Genomic DNA, 18269 nt, shown 5'->3' with positions numbered 1-18269 from the left:
CCTTTCGGTCGCGGGGACAACAGAATGGGTTTCAACCCGCCGCGATCGCGGCCTCGACGATGTCGAGCGCCCGGTCCAGGTCGGCTTGCGGGATCACCAGCGGCGGCGAGAGGGTCAGCACATTGCCCTGGCTGATCTTGAAGCTCAGCCCGGCTTCGAGGCAGCGATAATAGACCCGTTCGGCGAGCGCGTTGTCGGGCGCCATATCGGCCTTGTCGGCCACGATCTCGACCCCGAACATCAGCCCGCGCCCGCGCACGTCGCCGACATGGGGCGAGCCTTCGCCGAAGGCGCGCAGACGCTCCATCGCCAGGCCGCCGAGCTCGGCCGCCCGCTCCGGCAGCCCCTCCTCGCGGATGATCGCGATCGTGGTCAGCGCCGCGCGCGTCGTCACCGGGTTCTTCTCATGGGTGTAGTGGCCGATCGCGAAGTCGCCGGCGACATCGAGGTCGCGCCGCGCGATCGCCGCGGCGATCGGCAGGATGCCGCCGCCCAGCGCCTTGCCGACGACGAGGATGTCCGGCGTCACCCCGTCATGCTCACTGGTGAAGAAGCGGCCGGTCTTGCCGAGCCCGGTCGGGATCTCGTCGAAGATCAGGAGCGTGCCGTGACGGTCGCAGGCCTCGCGCACCAGTTTCCAGAAGCCGGGCGCCGGCGGGTTCGGCGTCGCCCGCATCGGCTCGGCGACGAGGGCGGCGAAATCCCCTTCCCGGCCGAGCACGTAGGAGATCATGCTGGCACAGGCGCGGGCCGAATCCTCCAGGCTGCTATGGCCATAGGCGCAGTGATGGCTCGCCCAGGGCGCGACATGCTCGGCCCCTGGCAGGAGCGGGCCGGCGATGCCGGAGCGGAAGGTCGCCTCGCCGCCGACGCTCGAGGCGCCGAAGCCCGCACCGTGAAAGGCATCCCAGAAGGACAGGGTCTTGAAGCGCCCGGTGGCGGCGCGCGCCAGCCTCAGCGCCACCTCGACCGCATCCGAACCGCCCGTCGTGAACAGGACCTTGCCGAGATCGCCCGGGGCAAGGCGGCCGAGCGTCTCGGCCAGCTCGACGGCCGGCTCGCAGGTGAAGCGGCGCGGCGCGAAGCAGAGATCGTCGAGCTGCTGCTTGATCGCAGCCTTCAGGCGGGGATGGCCATAGCCGATATGGTGGACGCTGTTGCCATGGAAATCCATGTAGCGGCGCCCCGCCGTGTCCTCGATCCAGATGCCCTCGGCCTTGGCGATCGCCGTGACGCAGGGGCTCGACAGGCTCTGGTGCAGGAAGGCGTCGGCGTCGCGCTTGAGCAGGCTCTGCGTCGCCTTGTCATCGAGCCGCGCCGACCAGGCGCCGCGCGCCGCCGAGGTGTTCGACTCGCCTTCGGTATGCACGAGCTTGGCGGAAAGACCTGACATCCCTGAAACTCCCGTGCCGAGGCGACGCGCCGGTCTTGCGGCGGGGCGATCCCCTGGCGACTGCTTTCGACTGGCGACTGCTTTCGATGCCGGCATCATCGCCGGCGATGGATCATCTGAAAAATCGTTATTTTCGATCGACCCATAAATTAAATCGTTGCATTGATGTGCATCGCCTCCCCTGGCCCCACCCTGCCCGGATCCCGCCATGCGCTATGTCCAGCTTCGTGCCTTCCACCAGGTCGCGCTCGCCGGCGGCTTTTCACGCGCCGCGAGCGAACTGAACCTGACGCAGCCGGCGATCTCCGATCAGATCCGCAAGCTCGAGGAGGAGTATGACGTGCTGCTGTTCAGCCGGCAGCACCGGCAAATCGCCCTGACCGCGATGGGCGAAAGGCTGCTCGCAATCACGCACCGCCTGTTCGATGCCGAGGACCAGGCGCGCGGGCTGCTCTCCGAGTCGCGCGCCTTGCGGCTCGGGACCCTGCGGCTCGCCGCCGATTCCGTCCACCATGTCCTGCATGTGCTGACGGCGTTCCGCGCGATCTATCCGGGCGTGCGGATCACGGTGAGCGCCGGCAATACCGAGACCATCGTGGCGCAGCTGCAAAGCTATGAGGCCGATATCGGCGTCCTCGGCGACATGGCTGCGCATCGCGATTTCGAGTTCATTGCGCTGAATGCGGCGCGGATCATTGCCGTCGTCGCCCCCGATCATCCGATGGCCTCGCGCCGGTCGCTGTCGCTGGCGGAGCTCGCCGGCATGCCGCTCGTGATCCGGGAGAGCGGCTCGCGGACGCGCCGGCTGCTCGAACAGCGCGCGACCGAGACCGGCGTCAGGCTGAGCTATGCCATCGAGGTCGAAGGGCGCGAGGCTGCCCTCGACATCGTGGCGGCCGGCGCCGGCATCGGCTTCGTCTCGGAAGCCGAGCTGCGCGGCGACCGCGGCCTGGTGCCCATCGCCCTCGACGGGCCGCCGATCCTGATGGAGGAATCCCTGATCTGCCTGAGCGAACGCCGGGACAACAAGGCGATCAAGGCCTTCCTGGACGTCGCCCGGGGGCGCGTCTGATCAGGCTGGACTAAACCCCGCCCCGTTCCGTCTCGCACCGTGCCAGCGCGCGGCAAGGGCTGACGGCAACGCAGCCGGCTCAAATCGTTGCTTTGAACGCAGCACTGGAAATTCGGCGGCGACACTCTGGGAATCCGGCAAACCTGCCTTAACTACGATGCCGCATCCCACACACAAATGGTCGACCGCACTCCAAAGTATATTTGAGGCTGATGTCGCTTCGTGTCAGTATTCCCGGCAGAAATGGCGATACTCGATATCGCTCCGGCCTTCCGCCCTCGCCTATGCGTTCCTTGCCTATGTCTTCTGGTGGGTTCACGAGGGGCGTACCATGTCGGCTCAAGAACGCGGGCTTGCCCGTCTCATGCTTAGGATTCCTGCGCTCCGCAATCGCTTCGCACGAATGCAGGATCTACGGTTTCGCAGCATCTGCGAGGAGTACGATCTCGTCTGGGAGGTGATCACCCAGTGGTCCCAGGACGGACGCTGCGCGATGTTCAACTTCGGCGATTACTGCCGCCTCGCGGCCTCGATCGCGAGCGATGCGATCGCGATGGCCGAGGCCGCTCCGGACCCGGGCAGCACCGCCGAGGCGGCCAGTCCACAGCTAACGCCATCGGCGTCCCCGGAGTCCGACAAGCAGCCCCGCTGACAGACACATCCCTCCCAGTGAAGGCAACGCCTGTCAGCATCCGCCAAGCCTGGCACACTCTGCCGGGGTCTCTTGGCGTCCACTCGCGATCGCGTTGCCTACAAAATCCGAGCACAGGGCGCGCCTGTCGAGATTGTCGGCATGGCGAACTACTTATGATCCAGCACGTCAGCCCCTCCTCGGCATCGTTCGAACGGCTCGCGTACCGGGCGGCAGATCAAGCCGCATTCCGCCTCACACGACCAGGGCGCGTCCGCCGAACCCGGAGCGGAACAGAGCGTCATGGGCCTCCTGATCCGGGTCAAAGCAGCAGTCCTGGACCAGGCGCAGATCGTAGTCCGCGTCACAGGCCCAGGCGACGCTGGACAGCACCACGCCGGTGGTGCTGATCCCGGCCATGACGAGCGTGCTGACGCCGCGCGTGCGAAGGTCGGCGTCGAGCGACGTGCCATGGAAGACGCTGGCGCGCGGACAGGCATAGACGAGGTCCCCCCGTTCGATCGCGAGCCCTGCGACAGGCAGGCCGGTCCGAAACCGGCCGCTCGGCAGATAGGGCGTGATCTGGCGGTTTTCCGGCGGCGGCGCATGTTCATACCCTTCGCCCAGCGAAAAATTGGGGAACAGCACCGGCCGGCCCGTGGAGCGCCAGCGCCGGATCAGGGCGTTGCACCGCTCCAGCAAGGGCGATGGTTGCTCGCCGAACAGGATCTCGAACACGTCGACCTGATAATGCATGACGACCAGGGCCGCCCTCTCGATGTATCCGCCGTGGAAATCGACCGACATCACAATCATCCAAAGTTAGATTTGAAGCGTTACTCGACACGCGTCGGCGGACGTACAGATCTCGGCCTCGATATTACTCGCGGACGAGAGACTGTGGCGCCATGCAATCAATTGCTCCACCGTCGATGTCGCCCCGCCGCACACAATCACCAGTATGGTCCGATAATCGGCGAGCTCGACGACATTCCGGTAGAGCGTGGCGAGACCAGCCCCGCAGGCCGGTTCGACCAGGATGCGATGGTCGTCCAGGAACCGCAGGCACGCCTCGACCGCCTGAAGATCCGAGACCACGGCACAGTCAATGCGATGCTCTGCGACGAGAGCAAAGGCATGCTCCGAGACCTGGCGCGCACCGAGCGAGGTGGCGATGCTCTCGATCGCCGGCAGAACGATGCGCTCGCCCCGGGCGACCGACTGGGTAAAGGAGGACGCGCCCGTCGTCTCCACCGCAAGAACCGGACAGTTCAGCGTGTGGCGCTGCAAGCCTTCGACGATACCGCTGAGCAATCCGCCGCCGCCGACGGAGAGGACGACGAGGTCAGGCTGCACGCCGTCCTCGACCACCTCGTCGATGATCGTCGCGTGCCCCCGCCACACCACCGGGTCGTCGAAGGGGTGGATGAACGCATCGCTGTCGCCCAGCATCGCAAGCGCGCGCTCGTTTGCCTCCTGCCAGGACGCACCATGGATCAGGACCTCGGCCTTCATGTCCGCGATCAGGCGACAGGCCCTTGGCGATGTCGTCTCGGGCACGACAACCGTGACCGGGATGTCGAGTTCACGCCCGGCATAGGCGACGGCGATCCCGGCATTGCCGCCCGACGAGCTGACGAAACGTTTGACCCCGCGTTTTGCGTGTTCCTGACACGCAAGCCCGATGCCGCGGAGCTTGAAAGACCCCGAGGGTTGAAGAGATTCTAGCTTCAGCCACACCTTGCGCCCGCTCGCCCGGGAGAGCGAAGATGAAACGATAGCTGGCGTTCTGACATGGAGGGACATTAGGCCTTCCCCATCACGAACGATCAGCGATCAGCAACGATTTGCCAGCAGTGCCCAAAGGCGCCGTGGAGTGCCGGATCTTGAGCTGCATGCCGACGGATAAGCGCTCCGCCTCGGTTTCGGGTTGCTTGTCGGACATCTTCTTCAGCAGAAGAGCGGCTGCGAGCTGGGCCACCTTCGTGCCATTGCCGCGCACGGCCGTGATCGACGGCGTCATGACCTCCAGGATACTGGCGTCACCGATCGACACGATCGACAAGTCGCGCGGCAGGACGAGGCCGCGTTTCGCGCAGACATGCAGGATGCCGGGGATCTCGTCGATATTGGCGATGATCGCCGTGATCGGCCGCTCGCCACGGCACAGGGCCTCAAGCTTGCGGGCGCCGAATGCGCCCACCTCGAAGATGCGACCTGCTGGCGGTTCCAGCCGCCGGTCTGCGAACGCCGCATCGAAACCGGCCCGCTGCTCCCGGCCGACCCAGGTGTCGAGATGGCCGGCGACGAGCGCGATCTCACGGTGCCCCAGCGCGAGCAGATGCTCGGTTGCCCGGCGGGCCCCCGCACGATGCTCCGTCAGGACGGTATCGAAGCCGCCATCGGGGCTGCGCTCCCAGAGCACCATGGGAATGGTGATGGCGGCGAGCCGCCGCGCCGTCTCCGGATCATTGTCGCGGTTGACCGCCAGGAGCATTCCGTCGACGACGCGGTTCTGCAGCAGCGACAGGATCTCGGCCTCGCGGCTGTCGTCGAAATGCGTACTGGCGACGATCAGCGTGTACCCGGCGCGACGCAGGGTGTTTTCCGCGGCTGCGATCATTTCAGCGGCTATGGGCTGGCGGATATCGGTGACGAGGCAGCCGACGGCGTAGCTTTTTCCGAGCCGCATCGAGCGCGCCACGGAATTGGGGTGATAGCCCAGATCCTGGACGGCCTTGAAAACCTGCTCGCGCAAATGAGGCGCGACATTCTCGTTGCCATTGAGAACCCGTGAAGCGGTGCCGAGCCCGACACCGGCCCGGCTCGCGACGTCCTTGATCGTGATCGGCCGGGGCTCGTCCGCCGGCTGCCTCGTCCCCATCTTAGCCACGCCGACCGTCCCTCTCCTGCCCCTGGCCGACATACACGTGCGGCAAGGAGCGCGCGAGCCGCGGGACCAGTTCGATGACCGTGATGCCGATCGCCCCCGCGAGATCATGGATCGAGATCTTTTCGGTGCCCTGCCTCCCGAGCACCACGACCTCATCGCCGGGGGCGACGTCGGCGATCCCCGTCACGTCGATGACCGAATGCTGAAAGGTCCGGCGCCCGAGCACGGGGCAGCGCCGGCCGTGGATCAGAACCTCCCCGAGCGGCGGAATATGGTTCAGCCCATCCCAGAAGCCGATCGGCGCGACCGCGGTCCGCATGCCGCGTTCGATGGCGATCGGCGCGCCATAGCCGATCCCCAGCACCGTTCCCGGAGGATGCTCCTGGACCTGGATGACCCGGGATTTCACGGCGGTGAGCAAAGGCGAGAGGCCGCCAATCTCCATCCAGTTCTCGTCAAGCCCGCCGCCGTAGATCAAGCGCCCGGGGTCGACCGCATTGAAGAGCATGTCGGGATAGGCCAGCACGACGCGGCTCGACGCCAGCATGAGGATGAGATCGTCGTGGCCGGCTGCCGCAGCATCGGCTGCCGCCTGCCGGAAGAGCTCGGCCTGCTGCCTGCTGACGCCAGGGTCATCCGGAGTGCTGAGATGCGAGTACAGGCCTCGCACCCTGACATGATCGGCAGCGCGCAGGCGCTGCAGGACGCCGGGCCATTGCTTGGGGCGCAGGCCGTAGCGGCCAAGCCCGCAATCGACCTCGACAAAGACCTCGATCCGCTCGCCAGCCGCAAGCACCGCGTCCATATCGGCCATGCTCTGCACCGTGACCGTGGCGCCGAGCCTGGCGGCGGCCGGCAGATCGCCCGGCGTGGTCGACGCGAACAACAGGACGGGCAGCGTCGTGCCGGTGCTCCGGATCGAAACGACTTCGTCGGGGCTGCCGGCGCAAAAGCCGTCGACGCCGGCCCGTTCCGCGGCGCTGGCGACCGCAGCGGCGCCAAAGCCGAAGCCGTCGCCCTTGCAGACGAAGTAGATGCGAACATCTCGACCGACCAGACTGCGCGTTGCCGCGACATTCCGGCTCAATGCACCGAAATCGAGCTCCGCCCAGCTTGGGCGCAGGAGCCGGGCGAGATCATGCCGGCGGCAATCGGTCCGGTTGTGGCCCGGATCGATTGCCGAGAGTCCGACTTGGGCCGTCATGCCAGCTCTCCCTCATATTCCGGACTCAGCGCCGCCCGGCCTTGATCCCCTTCCATGAAGAGGCGGAGCTGCGCCTCTGCCAGTTTCGGCAAATCGGACGCCAGGCCATCGCGACGAATGTCCGTTGCGATCGGGTCTGCGCGACCGTTCGCTCCGGTGACGACACCATAGACGTCGCGGGCGAACTCCCTGGTGAAGCGGCCGTCGCGGACATCGGCTGCGACATGGTCCGGGTCACGTTCGAGCGGATCGCCATTGCCTGCCCCGCCGGGGGCGACATGGGTGAAGAGATCGCCCTTGCTGAGAGCGAGCGTCCGCATCGGCATCACCGGGAGCAGTTCGGTCGTGCCGTTCCGATCGATGATATTGAGCGATGGAGAGCCCGGACATCCGCCGAAGAGACCCGGCGGCAGATGCGCGCGCCGGTCCGAGCGGATCGTCAGCTGCGCGTCATCCCCAAGGATACGGTACGAGCGCGTGATCGCCATGCCGCCACGGCGGCGGCCGGCACCGCCCGAATTGGCGACGAGACCATAGCTCTCGATGCGCAAGGGATAGCGCGCCTCGATCAGTTCGATCGGCATGTTCGAGAGGTTCGCGCCGGGGTTGGCGATCCCGTCGACCCCGTCCTTCGTGGCCCGGCCGCCCCAGCTTCCGAGAATGCCATCGGTGATCAGCCAGGTCTTCCCCTCGTGGATGCCGCTGAGCGACACGGCGGAGGGTCCGCCTTCGCCAGCAGCCGGCATCCGGTCCGGCACGATCTGGGCAAACGCATTGAACAGCACATCGAGCATGCGATAGGCCATGACGCCGCGGGCTGCGCAGGCCGCCGGCGGACGCGGGTTGACGATGGTGCCGAGCGGAGCCACGACCCGAACCGGCCGCGTATAACCCTCGCAGTTCGGAACCGCCGCCTGGACGGCGCAGCGCAAGGCGGCATAGGCGACCGAATAGGTGATCGCCACGGGTCCGTTGATGGCGCCCGGAACCTCCCCGCTGGTCCCTGTCCAGTCGATCTCGAGCTCGTCGCCTGCCACCGTGATCGTGACCTTGAAACGGATCGGGCCGCCGCCCTCCCCGAGGCCGTCGATGAAATCCTCGGCCTCATAGACCCCGTCAGGCATCGCGCGGATCTCGTCGCGGACGAGCTTTTCCGCGTAGTCATGCAGTTCCGCCAGCATTCCGCGCATGGCCGGTGCGCCGTATTTTTCGAGCACCTTGCCGAAGCCGCGTTCGGCCGCGGCGCAGGCGGCGATCTGGGCCCGAAGATCGCCCAGAACCTGGTCCGGAACGCGGGAATTGACCTCCAGGAACGCCAGGAGGTTCTCGTCCATCCGGTCTTCGTGCATCACCTTGATAAGCGGGATCCGCAATCCTTCCTGGAAGATCTCGGTGGCATGCAGGGCCATGCTGCCCGGCGCCATTCCCCCGAGATCGGTGTGGTGGACGAGGCTGGCGACGAACCCTTCCACTTGGCCGGCGTGGAACACGGGCTTGACCAGATAGACGTCCGGCAGATGCATGCCGCCGGCCCCGTAGGGGTCGTTGGTGATGTAGCCGTCGCCCGGCTGCATCGTCCCGCCGAAGCGCTTCAGGACGTTGACCATCACGCTCGGGAACGAGCCGAGATGCACCGGATTGGTCAGGCCCTGGGCGATGATCAGGCCGTTTCGATCACAGAGCGCCGTCGAGTAGTCCATCGAGTCCCGGACGATCGGCGAATAGGCGCTGCGCAGGATGACCAGCGCCATCTCGTCGGCGATGGAGGCGAGCGCGTTCTTGACGATCTCCAGGGTCACCGGATCGGAGCGCGACAATTCGGGGCCAGAATGGAGGGCACTATGAGGGGCGAGCATGGCTTCACCTTTCCGAGGCTGTGAGTACGAGATTGCCCAATTCGTCGAGACCCGCCGTCCAGCCGGGGGGAACCACGCAGGTGGCGTCGTATTCCTCGACGATCAGCGGGCTTTCCCGGTCGCCGGCCGCGAGGTCGAGACGCGTGATGATCGGCGTCTCCAGGTGCCCCCAGTCCGGTCCGAACCAGCAGGTCCGCACCGATGGAGAACCCGGCTCCCCCGTTCGCGCGTCCGGGGCTGACGGCCGATAGGCGTCGGTCCTGTCGCTGCGGGGACGGCCGGTCACGCGGATATTGACGATCTCCAGCGGATCGCTCGTCGATGCATGGCCGTAGGTCTGCTTGTGCTCACGGTGGAAGGCCTCGCCCATGGCGGCAATGTCGATGCGGTCGCCCGGGCGGTCGTTCAGCCCGATCGTCAGCTCATAGGCCTGCCCGGCGTAACGCAGGTCGGCCAGTCGGTCGATTTCGATGTCCGCTCTCGCGAAGCCGTCGGCCTCCAGGCCGGCGAACATGCTGGTCTCGAGTTTGCGGTAGGCCGTATCGAGCCTGTCGGAATCGATCGCATCGAGAGCGCAGAAATAGGTCTGCATCAGGTCGTGCTCGGTCGTGGAATAGAGCAGGCCGAGCGCGCTGAAGACGCCGGGATGGGACGGGACGACGACACGCTTCATGTCGAGGAGACGCGCGATCTCGGCGGCCACCGCCGGACCATTGCCGCCGAAGGCAAAGAGGGTGAAGTCGCGCGGATCGCGGCCACGATAGGTCGAGACGGCCTTGACGGCGCGCATCATCGTCGAGGCCGCGATGGCATAGACGCCATGGGCGGCCGTCTCGAGATCGAGCCCTGTGGGAGCGCAGACCTGCTCGCTGATCGCGCGCCGGGAGCGCTCCGCGTCGAGGCGGACGGCGCCGCCGGCGATGTAGTCCGGATTGATGTAGCCCAGCACCACGAGCGCATCGGTCAGCGTCGGGCGGGTTCCGCCTGTGCCGTAGCAGGCCGGGCCCGGGACGGCGCCGGCACTGTCGGGACCTACCTGAATGAGGCCGCCGGCATCGACCCGGATGATGCTGCCGCCGCCGGCGCCGATCTCCGACACGTCGATGAAGGGCAGCTTCACCGCGTGCCCGCCGCCCTTGATCAGCTTGCTCGAGATGTTGATCCCGGCCCCGACCTCGTACTCCGTCGTGCGTGCCGGCTGGCCCTGCTCGATGATCGCGGCCTTGGCGGTCGTGCCGCCCATGTCGATCGTGATGATATCGTTTGAGCTTCCCGCCGCTCCGATGCGGGCGGCGGCGATGACGCCGGCCGCAGGACCGGACTCGATGATGCAGGCCGGCTTCTCGCTCGCGGACAAGGCACTCATCACGCCTCCGCTCGACTGCATGACCTGCAGCGGTGCGTGAATGCCGGCATCGCGCAGCCGCGTCGACAAGGCGCGCAGATAGGAGCGCACGACGGGCCCGAGATAGGCGTTGACCACGACCGTGCTCGTCCGCTCGTATTCGCGGATCTCCGGCAGGACGTCGCTGGAGCAGCTGACGAAGATCTCCGGGCCGAGCATCCCTGTGAGAATCTCGCAGGCCCGCCGCTCGTGCTGCGGGTTGGCATAGGCGTGCAGGAAACTGACCGCGACCGCGCGCGTGTCGCTGGCCGCGATGCTGCGCGCAGCCTCGACGACGCTGTCCTCGTCCAGGGGCAGGACGATGTCGCCATGGGCTCCCATGCGCTCGGCGATCTCATAGCGCCGATGGCGCGGCACCAGCGGTGTCGGCTTTTCATAGTTCAGATTGTAGAGCTCGGGCATGCGCAGCCGGCCGAGTTCGAGGACGTCGCGGAATCCACGCGTCGTCAGCAGCGCGGTCGTGGCGCCCTTGCCCTCCAGGATCGCGTTGGTCGCCACGGTCGTGGCGTGCACGACCTCCTCGATCTCGGTGGGCTTGCCGCCAATGCGGTCAAGCAATGCCAGCACGCCTTCGACGATGCCGCGGCTGTAGTCGTCCGGGGTCGAGGGGCGCTTGAACGAATGCACCGTCTGACCGTTTTCCAGGAAGGTGATATCGGTGAAGGTGCCGCCGATATCGGCACCCACGCGAAACGAGCGCGCTGTCATAGGTTGGTCTCCGCTAGGTTTTGGACCGACATGGGCGCCACGTGGCAACGGACGAGCCGATCGCCGAGGAGAACCTCGGGTGGCTCGCTTTGCGCACAGATCGGAATCCGGTTGCTGCAACGAGGTTCAAAGGGGCAGCCGCCATGGCGGGCCGCTTCGGGCAGTGGCGGTTCGGCGGGGCGGTTGCGCCCGGCGAGCCCGCGCGGAATGGCGGCCACCAGGCGCTGCGTATAGGGATGCGCCGGCTCCGCCAGGATCTTTGCGGCAGGCCCCATCTCGACGATCCGGCCCGCATACATCACCAGCACGCGGTCGCAGAACGCCCCGACGAGCCCGAGATCGTGGCTGATGATCACCAGCGTCAGGTGCCTGTCGCGATGCAGCTGCTGAAGCAGCGCGATGATCTCGTTCTGCACGGAGACGTCGAGCGCCGATGTCGGCTCGTCGGCGATCAGCACCTCCGGCTGCCGGGCCAGGGCGCGAGCGATCCCAATCCGCTGCTTCTGGCCGCCCGAAAGCTGATGCGGCAGCCGATCGAGCAGTTCGGGCCCGAGGCTGACCTGCGCCAGCAAGGCTTCGAGCGCTCCAGGCGCGACCGGGCCCGCGAAGGCTTCGCTCAGGCTGCGCGCCACAGTCTTGCGCGGGTTTAGGGCCGTGTGCGCGCCCTGGAAGACGAACTGCACGCGGTTTCGGAACCGCTGCCAGTCCGCGGCCGCGAAGCCCGCAAGGTCGCGCCCTTCGAACGAGACCTGGCCGCTGCTCGGGCGATCGAGCCCGACCAGCAGTCGCGCCAGCGTCGACTTGCCGCTGCCGCTTTCGCCGACGATGCCGAGGACGTCGCCGGCCCGGACCTCGAAGCTCGCCCGGTGCAGAGCCGACGTCGTGCGCCGGTCGAGCAGGCGCGCCAGTGCCGAACGCGCCACGCGGTAGCGCCGGCTGGCGTCAACGGCGGCAAGGAGCGGCGGCGGGACTGTTTCGGCTTGGCTCATCTCAGGCGCTCCGCCAGCAGGCGCTCAGATGCGTGCCCTCGCCCCGGAGGGCCGGCCGCAGGGCGCAGTCCGTGTCCGCCAGAGGGCAGCGGGACAGGAAATCGCAGGCGCCTTCGCGGGGGGGGCCGGTCAGGCGGCCAGGCTCTGCCGCACGCAGCGGACGGCCTGGCCGCGGCACGGATTCCAGCAGGAGGCGCGTGTAGGGGTGGCGCGGAGAGGTGAAGATCGCCTCCGTGCTGCCGGATTCGACGATCCGGCCGCGATACATCACCGCGATCTGGTCGCAGAACTCCGCGACCAGATCGAGATTATGCGAGATGAACAGCAGGGCGATCCCGAATGTCGCGCTGATGTCGCGCAGCAGCGCAACCACCTGGGCCTGCACGGTGACGTCGAGCGCGGTCGTCGGCTCGTCTGCGATCAGCAGGCGCGGCCGGCAGGCGATGGCCATCGCGATCAGCACGCGCTGGCGCATGCCGCCGCTGAGCTCATGGGGATATTGGCCGCTCCGGCGGCGCGGATCGTCGATACCGACCTTGCCGAGGAGCTGTTCGGCCTCCGACCAGGCCGCCCCGGGGCCAGGATCGTCATGGCTGCGAATGGCGTCGACGAGCTGCCGCCCGATCGTGAAGGCGGGATTGAGGGCGGTCATCGGATCCTGGAAGATCATGGCCACCTTGCGGCCACGCAGGTCGCGACACGCGCTCTCGGGAATGGCCGTGATGTCCTGCCCTTCGAGGCTCATCGCGCCCCCCACGACGCGGCCCGAGCGCCCGAGCAGGTGCATGATCGCAAGCGCGGTGACGCTCTTGCCCGAGCCGGACTCGCCGACGATCGCGAGTTTCTCGCCGGCCCGCACCTGGAGGCTGACGCCGTGGACGACCGTCCGGGCTGCGGCGCCCTGGCCAAAGGCGACGGACAGGTCATTCAGGGACAGAACGGGCGCGCTCATAGTGCCGGTCCCCCATCACGCCGCCGGGGATCGAGCACCGTCCGGAGCGCGTCGCCGACGAGGTTGAAGCCGATCACAGTCAGGAAGATCGCCAGGCCCGGCCAGGTCGCGACCCACCATTCATCGGAGAAGGCGAGCGAGCGCGCATCGGCCAGCATTCCGCCCCAGCTCGGGGTCGGTGGCTGCACGCCGAGGCCGATGAAGCTCAGCGAGGCTTCGATGATGATGCCGATGCCGATCAGCACGCTCGCCTGGACGAAAATCGGCGAGAGGATGTTGGGCAGGATGTCGCTGGCCATGATGGACCAGGCCCCCGCGCCCTGCAGGCGCCGCGCCGCCACGTAGTCGGCCCTGGCCTCGGCCAGGGCCAGGCCATGGGAGACGCGCGCCAGCCCGGGGATGAAGAGCAGGCCGACAAGGAGAATGATCTTGGCTTCGTTGGGGAGCACCAGCGGCCCCAGCTGCACCGACCCGGCGCCGAAAATGCCGACGATCGCGATCGCCCAGACGAGCAGCGGAATCGCCGCGAAAATATCCATCAGGCCGAGCAGGACGGTTTCGACGAGCGTGCCGCTGTAATATCCGGAGAGGATGCCGACCAAGAGCCCGCCGGAGAGGCCGATCGCGACGGTCAGTACGCCGATCATCAGGGATCCACGCGCGCCCCAGACGAGCCGGGCGAGGATATCGCGGCCGACCTCGTCGGTGCCCAGCAGGAATGACGGCCCCGGAGGCTCCAGCCGATGCTCCATCATCAGATCGAGCGGATCGTGCAGAGGGAGCCAGGGAGCGAGAAGCGCAGCCAGGACGACGAAGCCGACGATGACCAACCCGACCAGGCCGATGCGCGTCTGAGCAAGGCGGCGCATCGTGCCTGTAAGCCCGGACAGCCGGGGCACGGCGCGGATGCCGGCGGCCGTGGCCAGTGGCGCAGGTACTGTCGAACGCGCGGCGTCAAGCATGTCTCAGCCTCGGGTTGATCAGCCGCTGGATGAGATCGGCAGCGAGATTCGAGAGGATGAACATCACCGTGACGACCAGGACGGTGGCCTGGATCATCGGATAGTCGCGCTGCGTGATGGCGGTCAGCAGGGCCCGCGAAAGACCTGGTATGTTGAAGACCAGCTCGATGATGATCGCCCAGCCGAACATGTAGCCGAACGACATGCCGGCGACGCTGACGAACGGCGGAAGTGCGTTCTTCACCACGTAGCGTGCAACCAGGCTTCGCCTCAGACCGAGAGCATGCGCCGTGCGGACGTAGTCCTGACCCAGGATCTCGATGACGGAGGCGCGCATCAGGCGGCTGAGCGCACCGATATAGTAGAGCGCGATCGACAGGGCCGGCAGCACCAGGGAGGCGAGATGGGCGTGCCAGCCTTCCGCCAGCGGCGTGATCCCGATCGGCGGCACCCAGCCGAGCCTGACGGCAAAGACACGGATCAGGATCAGGGCGAGCCAGAATCCTGGAACCGACACGGCCATCAGGGACAGCACCCGGATCAGGTGGTCCGGCCAGCGATCTTCCGTCAGCCCGGCGATCAGGCCGAGCGGAATCGCGCCGGCCAGCGTCAGGAGAAAGGTCGCCACCACCAGCTCGACGGTGACGGGCAGGCTCTCGCGCAGCTCGAGATCGATCGAGCGGCCGGTGATGTAGGAGGCGCCGAACCCCGAGCGGGGAAGCTGCGCGACCCATGCCGCGTATTGGGCGGGCAGAGCGCGGTCGAGGCCGCGATCGCGCTCGAACTCATGGATCTGCTCGACGGTGGCGTCAGTGCCGAGCACGATCCGCGCGGGCGAGAGCGGCGTCAGGCGCGTGAGCGCGAAGAGCAGCGCGCTGACCACGACGAGCACGGCAAGACTGCTGAGTACGCGACTGGCAAACCACATGGTGTCTCGCCTCAGCGCAGGTCGGCGACGGCCGCGTCGGTCAGGCGCAGCGTAATCCCGGTATTCGGCTCAAAACCCTGCACATTGCTGCGCCAGAGGTTGAAGCTGTGGACCGCACCGATCCAGGTTGAGGGCGAGTCCGCCGCCAGGATCGCCTGCATATCGGCCAGGATCGGTCCCAGAGATCTTTCGTCGTCGACGCGGAAGCTCTCGGTCAGGAGCGTATTGAGCCGCTCGTTGCTGTAGCCGGAGCTTCGCGTCATCACCTGGTTCGGCGTATAGATGCCCTGGATGATGAAGGTCGGATCGGACGGGCCGATCACGGCCATGAGCGCGGAGGTCTGGTTGCCGCCAAAGACCTGCTCGATGAGCTGGCCGGTCTCAAGCGGCTGGAGTTTGACCTTGATACCGAGCCGGGCCAGCGATGCCTGGATGAACAGGGCCGCGTCCGCGACGTCCAGCAGATAACCCTGCGACGAATACAGCAACTCGAATTCGGCCCCGGAGGCATAACGGGATTTGGCGAGATGAGCCTTCGCTTTTTCCAGGTTGAAGGCCAGGTCTTCGGCAGCCTTGGCATTGTACCACCAAGCCGAGGCGGGAGCGGGTACTGCCGAGGGCTCGACCAGGCCGTTGAAGATCTTCTCGGCGATGGTCTTGCGATCGGTCGCCAGCGAAACGGCCTTGCGGAAATCGGGGTCGTCGAAGGGTGGCTTTCGGGTGTTATGGATCATCAGCATCATGCTGCCGAGCGCAGGGCGGCTCGCGCCGGTGATGCCCTGCGCCTTGGCCTGCCGCAGACGCAGATAGTCGCGGACGGGCGGCGCACCGATGATGTGGACCGATTTCGACATCAGCGACGCGATGCGCGCCGCCTCCTCGGAGACGATCCGCACGCGCAACCGGTCCCAGCCCGGCAGATCCTTGCGCCAGTAATGCGGGTTGCGGCGGAATTCGACGACATCGTTGGACCGCGCGGAGACGAAAATGCCGGGCCCGGTTCCGAGGCCCTCCGGCCTCTGCTGGAAGATCTCGTTGCCGTATTTCTCGCGGCTCCCGGCCGGAAAGATACCCATATATTTGGTCATGTAGTCGAGGAAGGGCCGGAACGGCGCCTTCATCTTGAAGCGCACCCGATGGCGCGACAGAACTTCGACGGATTCGATATTCGTCCAGACCGAGCGCCGCAGCGCCTTGTTGGCCGGGTCGAGAATATAGTCGTAGCTGTACTTGACGTCCTCGGCCGTGAAGGGCTGCCCGTTCTGGAACGCGACGTCGTCCCGAAGTTCAAAGGTATATTCGGTCCGGTCTTCGGAGATCGCAGGCAGCGACTTTGCAAGCAGCGGCCGGCGCCGCCCCTCTCCGTCGATCTCGATCAGGTTCTCGAAGATGAGCTGATTGACCACCATGGCATCGTGGTTGCCCTGGTTGATCGGATCGAAGGTCGATGGGTTCGATGGGATCGCCACGACCAGGGTTCGCTCATCCGCCGCCTGCGCCGTGAAAGGAAGACCAAGCCCCCCGACGACTGCCGCCCCGCCCTGGAGGAAAGCGCGGCGATTGAGAGAGTCATACATCATGGCAATCCCCTCGTGGAAACGTTTCCATCGTTGGTGGAAACGTTTCACCAGAGATCTTACTTGTCAAGTGGCCTGCCTCACGGTTCCGCAAGCCCGCACGAACGGCTCGTGCCCACCATGGGCGGAAGCGGCCCCCGAGCAGCATAGCCAAGGTGAAAATCCACTGCGCAACGACTACGGAACTGTTCAAACCAACCGAGCCAGCTCTCTGAAGACGGCCGCCTTTGGGAGCGCGGATCGGCTGGAGTTTGCGCCTTGACCTTTCCGACAGATCACAACAGATGGATGTGTGAACGTTTTCATGACGTAACGTTTCGAACGGACAGTTCATGCGTTGCCGGTTCCGGATGGATAGGCAGATTTTGACGTCATGACCTTTGACCGGGATGTGCCCTTCCCTGCAGAATCCCGGCACAGGGTGCGCCGGTCGGAATTGTCGGCATGACGACGCTGCACATCATCCTGCGCGTCAGCCCCCTCCTTGCCATCATCCTGATCGACAGCATCGGCTACACGATCGTCGTGCCGGTCCTTGCCGCGGCGCTCATCGGCGATCAGCCGCTGATGATGGCGGCAGCGCCACCCGGCCTGCGCTATCTCGTCTATGGCGTCGCGCTCGGCCTCTACGAGCTCGTCATGCTCTATGCCGCACCGGTGCTCGGAGAGATCTCCGACCGCATCGGGCGAAAGCGGATCCTGATCCTTTGCATGCTCGGCATGGCCCTGAGCTTTGCGCTGATCGGCGGCGCCATCGCCTATAATCTCGTCGCCCTGCTGCTGATCGGCCGCTTCATCGGAGGGGCCACTGCAGGCAGCCAGGCTGTCGCGCAGGCCGCAGCCGTGGATGCGAGCAGCAGCCAGACGCGAGCGCTCACGCTCAGCCTCTGCCTGTTCGCGTCGTCGCTCGGCTTCATCGTCGGCCCGCTGATCGGAGGGGCGTTCTCGCATGATGCGGCTGCGGTTCTGTCGGATTTCATCCTTCCGATGGCCCTGACGGCCGGCGGCGCCCTGATCGGACTCGTCCTGATCGCGACGGCCTTCCGGGAGGCACGCGAACCTCGACCCCAGGCAGAGCCAGCGCCAATCAATCTGCTGATGGGCGTGTCAGGGTTTCGCACCGCGCTGCGTGATCCTGCGATCCGTCATCTGATGCTCGTCTTCGGCCTGATGCAGACCGCTTGGGGAACCTACTTCCTGTTCCTGCCAAGCCTCGTGCTGAACCGCTTCAGCGAGGATGCGGGAACCATCTCGTTGCTCATGGCCACCCTCGGCATCGGCTTTTGCATCGCCTACGGCCTCTGCCTGCCCCTGCTCGAGAAGCGGTTCGACCCGCGCGCCATCGCGACATGGTCATTGTCTGGTACCGCGGGGCTGATCGCGGCCTCGCTCGCAGCCCCCAACCTTGGCCTGCTCTGGATCATCGCCTTCCCCACGGCGATTGCCGTATCGGTCGCCTATGGCGCGATCATCACCTTGTTTTCCCGCGCCGTCAGCGATGATCGCCAGGGCTGGGTCCTCGGGATCGCGATCGCGATCAATGCCCTCGTCTGGGGCCTGTCTTCGATTCTCAACGGAGCCCTGAGCGCGATCAGCTATTTCGCGCCGTTCTGGCTGTGCCTCGCCACGCTGGCTGCGAGTGCGCTCCTGATGTCATCGCCACCGAAGGCATCGCCGGCCGCTGCCCGCCAGATCTGAT

15 protein-coding genes are annotated in these 18269 nt (G+C 66.4%); 3 read left to right on the top strand and 12 right to left on the bottom strand.

Annotation, left to right across the window (positions count from 1 at the left end):
* Nucleotides 1-31 precede the first annotated feature (31 nt).
* Nucleotides 32-1393 (bottom strand): (R)-1-hydroxy-2-aminoethylphosphonate ammonia-lyase, encoded by a 1362-nt coding sequence (pbfA, locus tag AB4099_RS24880; protein WP_441480016.1) that lies wholly within the window; start codon nt 1391-1393, stop codon nt 32-34.
* Nucleotides 1394-1601: 208 nt separating this feature from the next.
* Here pbfA and AB4099_RS24875 point away from each other — a divergent pair, with 208 nt between their 5' ends.
* Together AB4099_RS24875 and AB4099_RS24870 are read left to right on the top strand one after the other, a co-directional pair.
* Nucleotides 1602-2465 carry a LysR substrate-binding domain-containing protein gene (locus AB4099_RS24875; protein ID WP_441480015.1) on the top strand — a complete coding sequence of 288 codons (864 nt, stop codon included), beginning with the start codon at nt 1602-1604 and terminating at the stop codon, nt 2463-2465.
* A gap of 331 nt (nt 2466-2796) precedes the next feature.
* Nucleotides 2797-3117 carry a hypothetical protein gene (locus AB4099_RS24870; RefSeq protein WP_441480014.1) on the top strand — a complete coding sequence of 107 codons (321 nt, stop codon included), beginning with the start codon at nt 2797-2799 and terminating at the stop codon, nt 3115-3117.
* Between the two features lie 234 nt (nt 3118-3351).
* Here the strand turns inward: AB4099_RS24870 and AB4099_RS24865 are convergent, their stop codons facing one another.
* From AB4099_RS24865 to AB4099_RS24815, 11 genes are read right to left on the bottom strand one after another with little or no spacing between them, the layout of a single operon-like run.
* Nucleotides 3352-3903, bottom strand: a complete 552-nt coding sequence (locus tag AB4099_RS24865; RefSeq protein WP_441480013.1) for a cysteine hydrolase family protein — start codon at nt 3901-3903, stop codon at nt 3352-3354.
* A 15-nt stretch (nt 3904-3918) separates the two neighbouring features.
* Complete coding sequence (locus tag AB4099_RS24860) at nt 3919-4902, bottom strand: pyridoxal-phosphate dependent enzyme (protein WP_441480012.1); 984 nt, start codon at nt 4900-4902, stop codon at nt 3919-3921.
* A 13-nt stretch (nt 4903-4915) separates the two neighbouring features.
* Nucleotides 4916-5980: a LacI family DNA-binding transcriptional regulator gene (locus AB4099_RS24855; protein ID WP_441480114.1), complete on the bottom strand. Its 1065-nt coding sequence runs from the start codon at nt 5978-5980 to the stop codon at nt 4916-4918.
* 1 nt (nt 5981) lies between these two features.
* Entirely contained in the window at nt 5982-7193 is a 1212-nt protein-coding gene (alr, locus tag AB4099_RS24850; protein ID WP_441480011.1) for an alanine racemase, read from the bottom strand.
* The gene (locus AB4099_RS24845) at nt 7190-9049 is read right to left on the bottom strand and encodes a hydantoinase B/oxoprolinase family protein (protein WP_441480010.1); all 1860 of its coding nucleotides are present in this window, start codon (nt 9047-9049) and stop codon (nt 7190-7192) included. Before AB4099_RS24845 ends, alr begins: the two co-directional genes overlap by 4 nt.
* 4 nt (nt 9050-9053) lie before the next feature.
* Complete coding sequence (locus AB4099_RS24840) at nt 9054-11162, bottom strand: hydantoinase/oxoprolinase family protein (RefSeq protein WP_441480009.1); 2109 nt, start codon at nt 11160-11162, stop codon at nt 9054-9056.
* A complete protein-coding gene (locus AB4099_RS24835; RefSeq protein ID WP_441480008.1) occupies nt 11159-12151 on the bottom strand; it encodes an ABC transporter ATP-binding protein in 993 nt (330 codons plus the stop codon). Before AB4099_RS24835 ends, AB4099_RS24840 begins: the two co-directional genes overlap by 4 nt.
* Nucleotide 12152: 1 nt before the next feature.
* Nucleotides 12153-13103: an ABC transporter ATP-binding protein gene (locus tag AB4099_RS24830; protein ID WP_441480007.1), complete on the bottom strand. Its 951-nt coding sequence runs from the start codon at nt 13101-13103 to the stop codon at nt 12153-12155.
* Complete coding sequence (locus AB4099_RS24825; protein ID WP_441480006.1) at nt 13100-14065, bottom strand: ABC transporter permease; 966 nt, start codon at nt 14063-14065, stop codon at nt 13100-13102. Before AB4099_RS24825 ends, AB4099_RS24830 begins: the two co-directional genes overlap by 4 nt.
* Nucleotides 14058-14993, bottom strand: coding sequence for an ABC transporter permease (locus AB4099_RS24820; RefSeq protein WP_441480005.1), 936 nt, complete (start codon nt 14991-14993; stop codon nt 14058-14060). The genes AB4099_RS24825 and AB4099_RS24820 overlap by 8 nt, the downstream gene beginning before the upstream one ends.
* A gap of 11 nt (nt 14994-15004) precedes the next feature.
* Nucleotides 15005-16573, bottom strand: a complete 1569-nt coding sequence (locus AB4099_RS24815) for an ABC transporter substrate-binding protein (RefSeq protein WP_441480004.1) — start codon at nt 16571-16573, stop codon at nt 15005-15007.
* 441 nt (nt 16574-17014) lie between these two features.
* Between AB4099_RS24815 and AB4099_RS24810 the strand changes: the two genes are divergently transcribed.
* Entirely contained in the window at nt 17015-18268 is a 1254-nt protein-coding gene (locus AB4099_RS24810) for an MFS transporter (RefSeq protein WP_441480003.1), read from the top strand.
* Nucleotide 18269 lies beyond the last annotated feature (1 nt).

The organism is Allobosea sp. 2KB_26 (assembly GCF_052115715.1).
In the GTDB taxonomy this organism is placed as follows: Bacteria; Pseudomonadota; Alphaproteobacteria; order Rhizobiales; family Beijerinckiaceae; genus Allobosea.
This window is presented reverse-complemented; position numbering and strand designations above follow the sequence as displayed.

Excerpts from the sequence above, each read along its gene's own strand:
- pbfA (WP_441480016.1), bottom strand. The coding sequence starts at position 1,393 with ATGTCAGGTCTTTCCGCCAAGCTCGTGCATACCGAAGGCGAGTCGAAC.
- AB4099_RS24875 (WP_441480015.1), top strand. The coding sequence starts at position 1,602 with ATGCGCTATGTCCAGCTTCGTGCCTTCCACCAGGTCGCGCTCGCCGGC.
- AB4099_RS24870 (WP_441480014.1), top strand. The coding sequence starts at position 2,797 with ATGTCGGCTCAAGAACGCGGGCTTGCCCGTCTCATGCTTAGGATTCCT.
- AB4099_RS24865 (WP_441480013.1), bottom strand. The coding sequence starts at position 3,903 with ATGTCGGTCGATTTCCACGGCGGATACATCGAGAGGGCGGCCCTGGTC.
- AB4099_RS24860 (WP_441480012.1), bottom strand. The coding sequence starts at position 4,902 with ATGTCCCTCCATGTCAGAACGCCAGCTATCGTTTCATCTTCGCTCTCC.
- AB4099_RS24855 (WP_441480114.1), bottom strand. The coding sequence starts at position 5,980 with ATGGGGACGAGGCAGCCGGCGGACGAGCCCCGGCCGATCACGATCAAG.
- alr (WP_441480011.1), bottom strand. The coding sequence starts at position 7,193 with ATGACGGCCCAAGTCGGACTCTCGGCAATCGATCCGGGCCACAACCGG.
- AB4099_RS24845 (WP_441480010.1), bottom strand. The coding sequence starts at position 9,049 with ATGCTCGCCCCTCATAGTGCCCTCCATTCTGGCCCCGAATTGTCGCGC.
- AB4099_RS24840 (WP_441480009.1), bottom strand. The coding sequence starts at position 11,162 with ATGACAGCGCGCTCGTTTCGCGTGGGTGCCGATATCGGCGGCACCTTC.
- AB4099_RS24835 (WP_441480008.1), bottom strand. The coding sequence starts at position 12,151 with ATGAGCCAAGCCGAAACAGTCCCGCCGCCGCTCCTTGCCGCCGTTGAC.
- AB4099_RS24830 (WP_441480007.1), bottom strand. The coding sequence starts at position 13,103 with ATGAGCGCGCCCGTTCTGTCCCTGAATGACCTGTCCGTCGCCTTTGGC.
- AB4099_RS24825 (WP_441480006.1), bottom strand. The coding sequence starts at position 14,065 with ATGCTTGACGCCGCGCGTTCGACAGTACCTGCGCCACTGGCCACGGCC.
- AB4099_RS24820 (WP_441480005.1), bottom strand. The coding sequence starts at position 14,993 with ATGTGGTTTGCCAGTCGCGTACTCAGCAGTCTTGCCGTGCTCGTCGTG.
- AB4099_RS24815 (WP_441480004.1), bottom strand. The coding sequence starts at position 16,573 with ATGATGTATGACTCTCTCAATCGCCGCGCTTTCCTCCAGGGCGGGGCG.
- AB4099_RS24810 (WP_441480003.1), top strand. The coding sequence starts at position 17,015 with ATGACGACGCTGCACATCATCCTGCGCGTCAGCCCCCTCCTTGCCATC.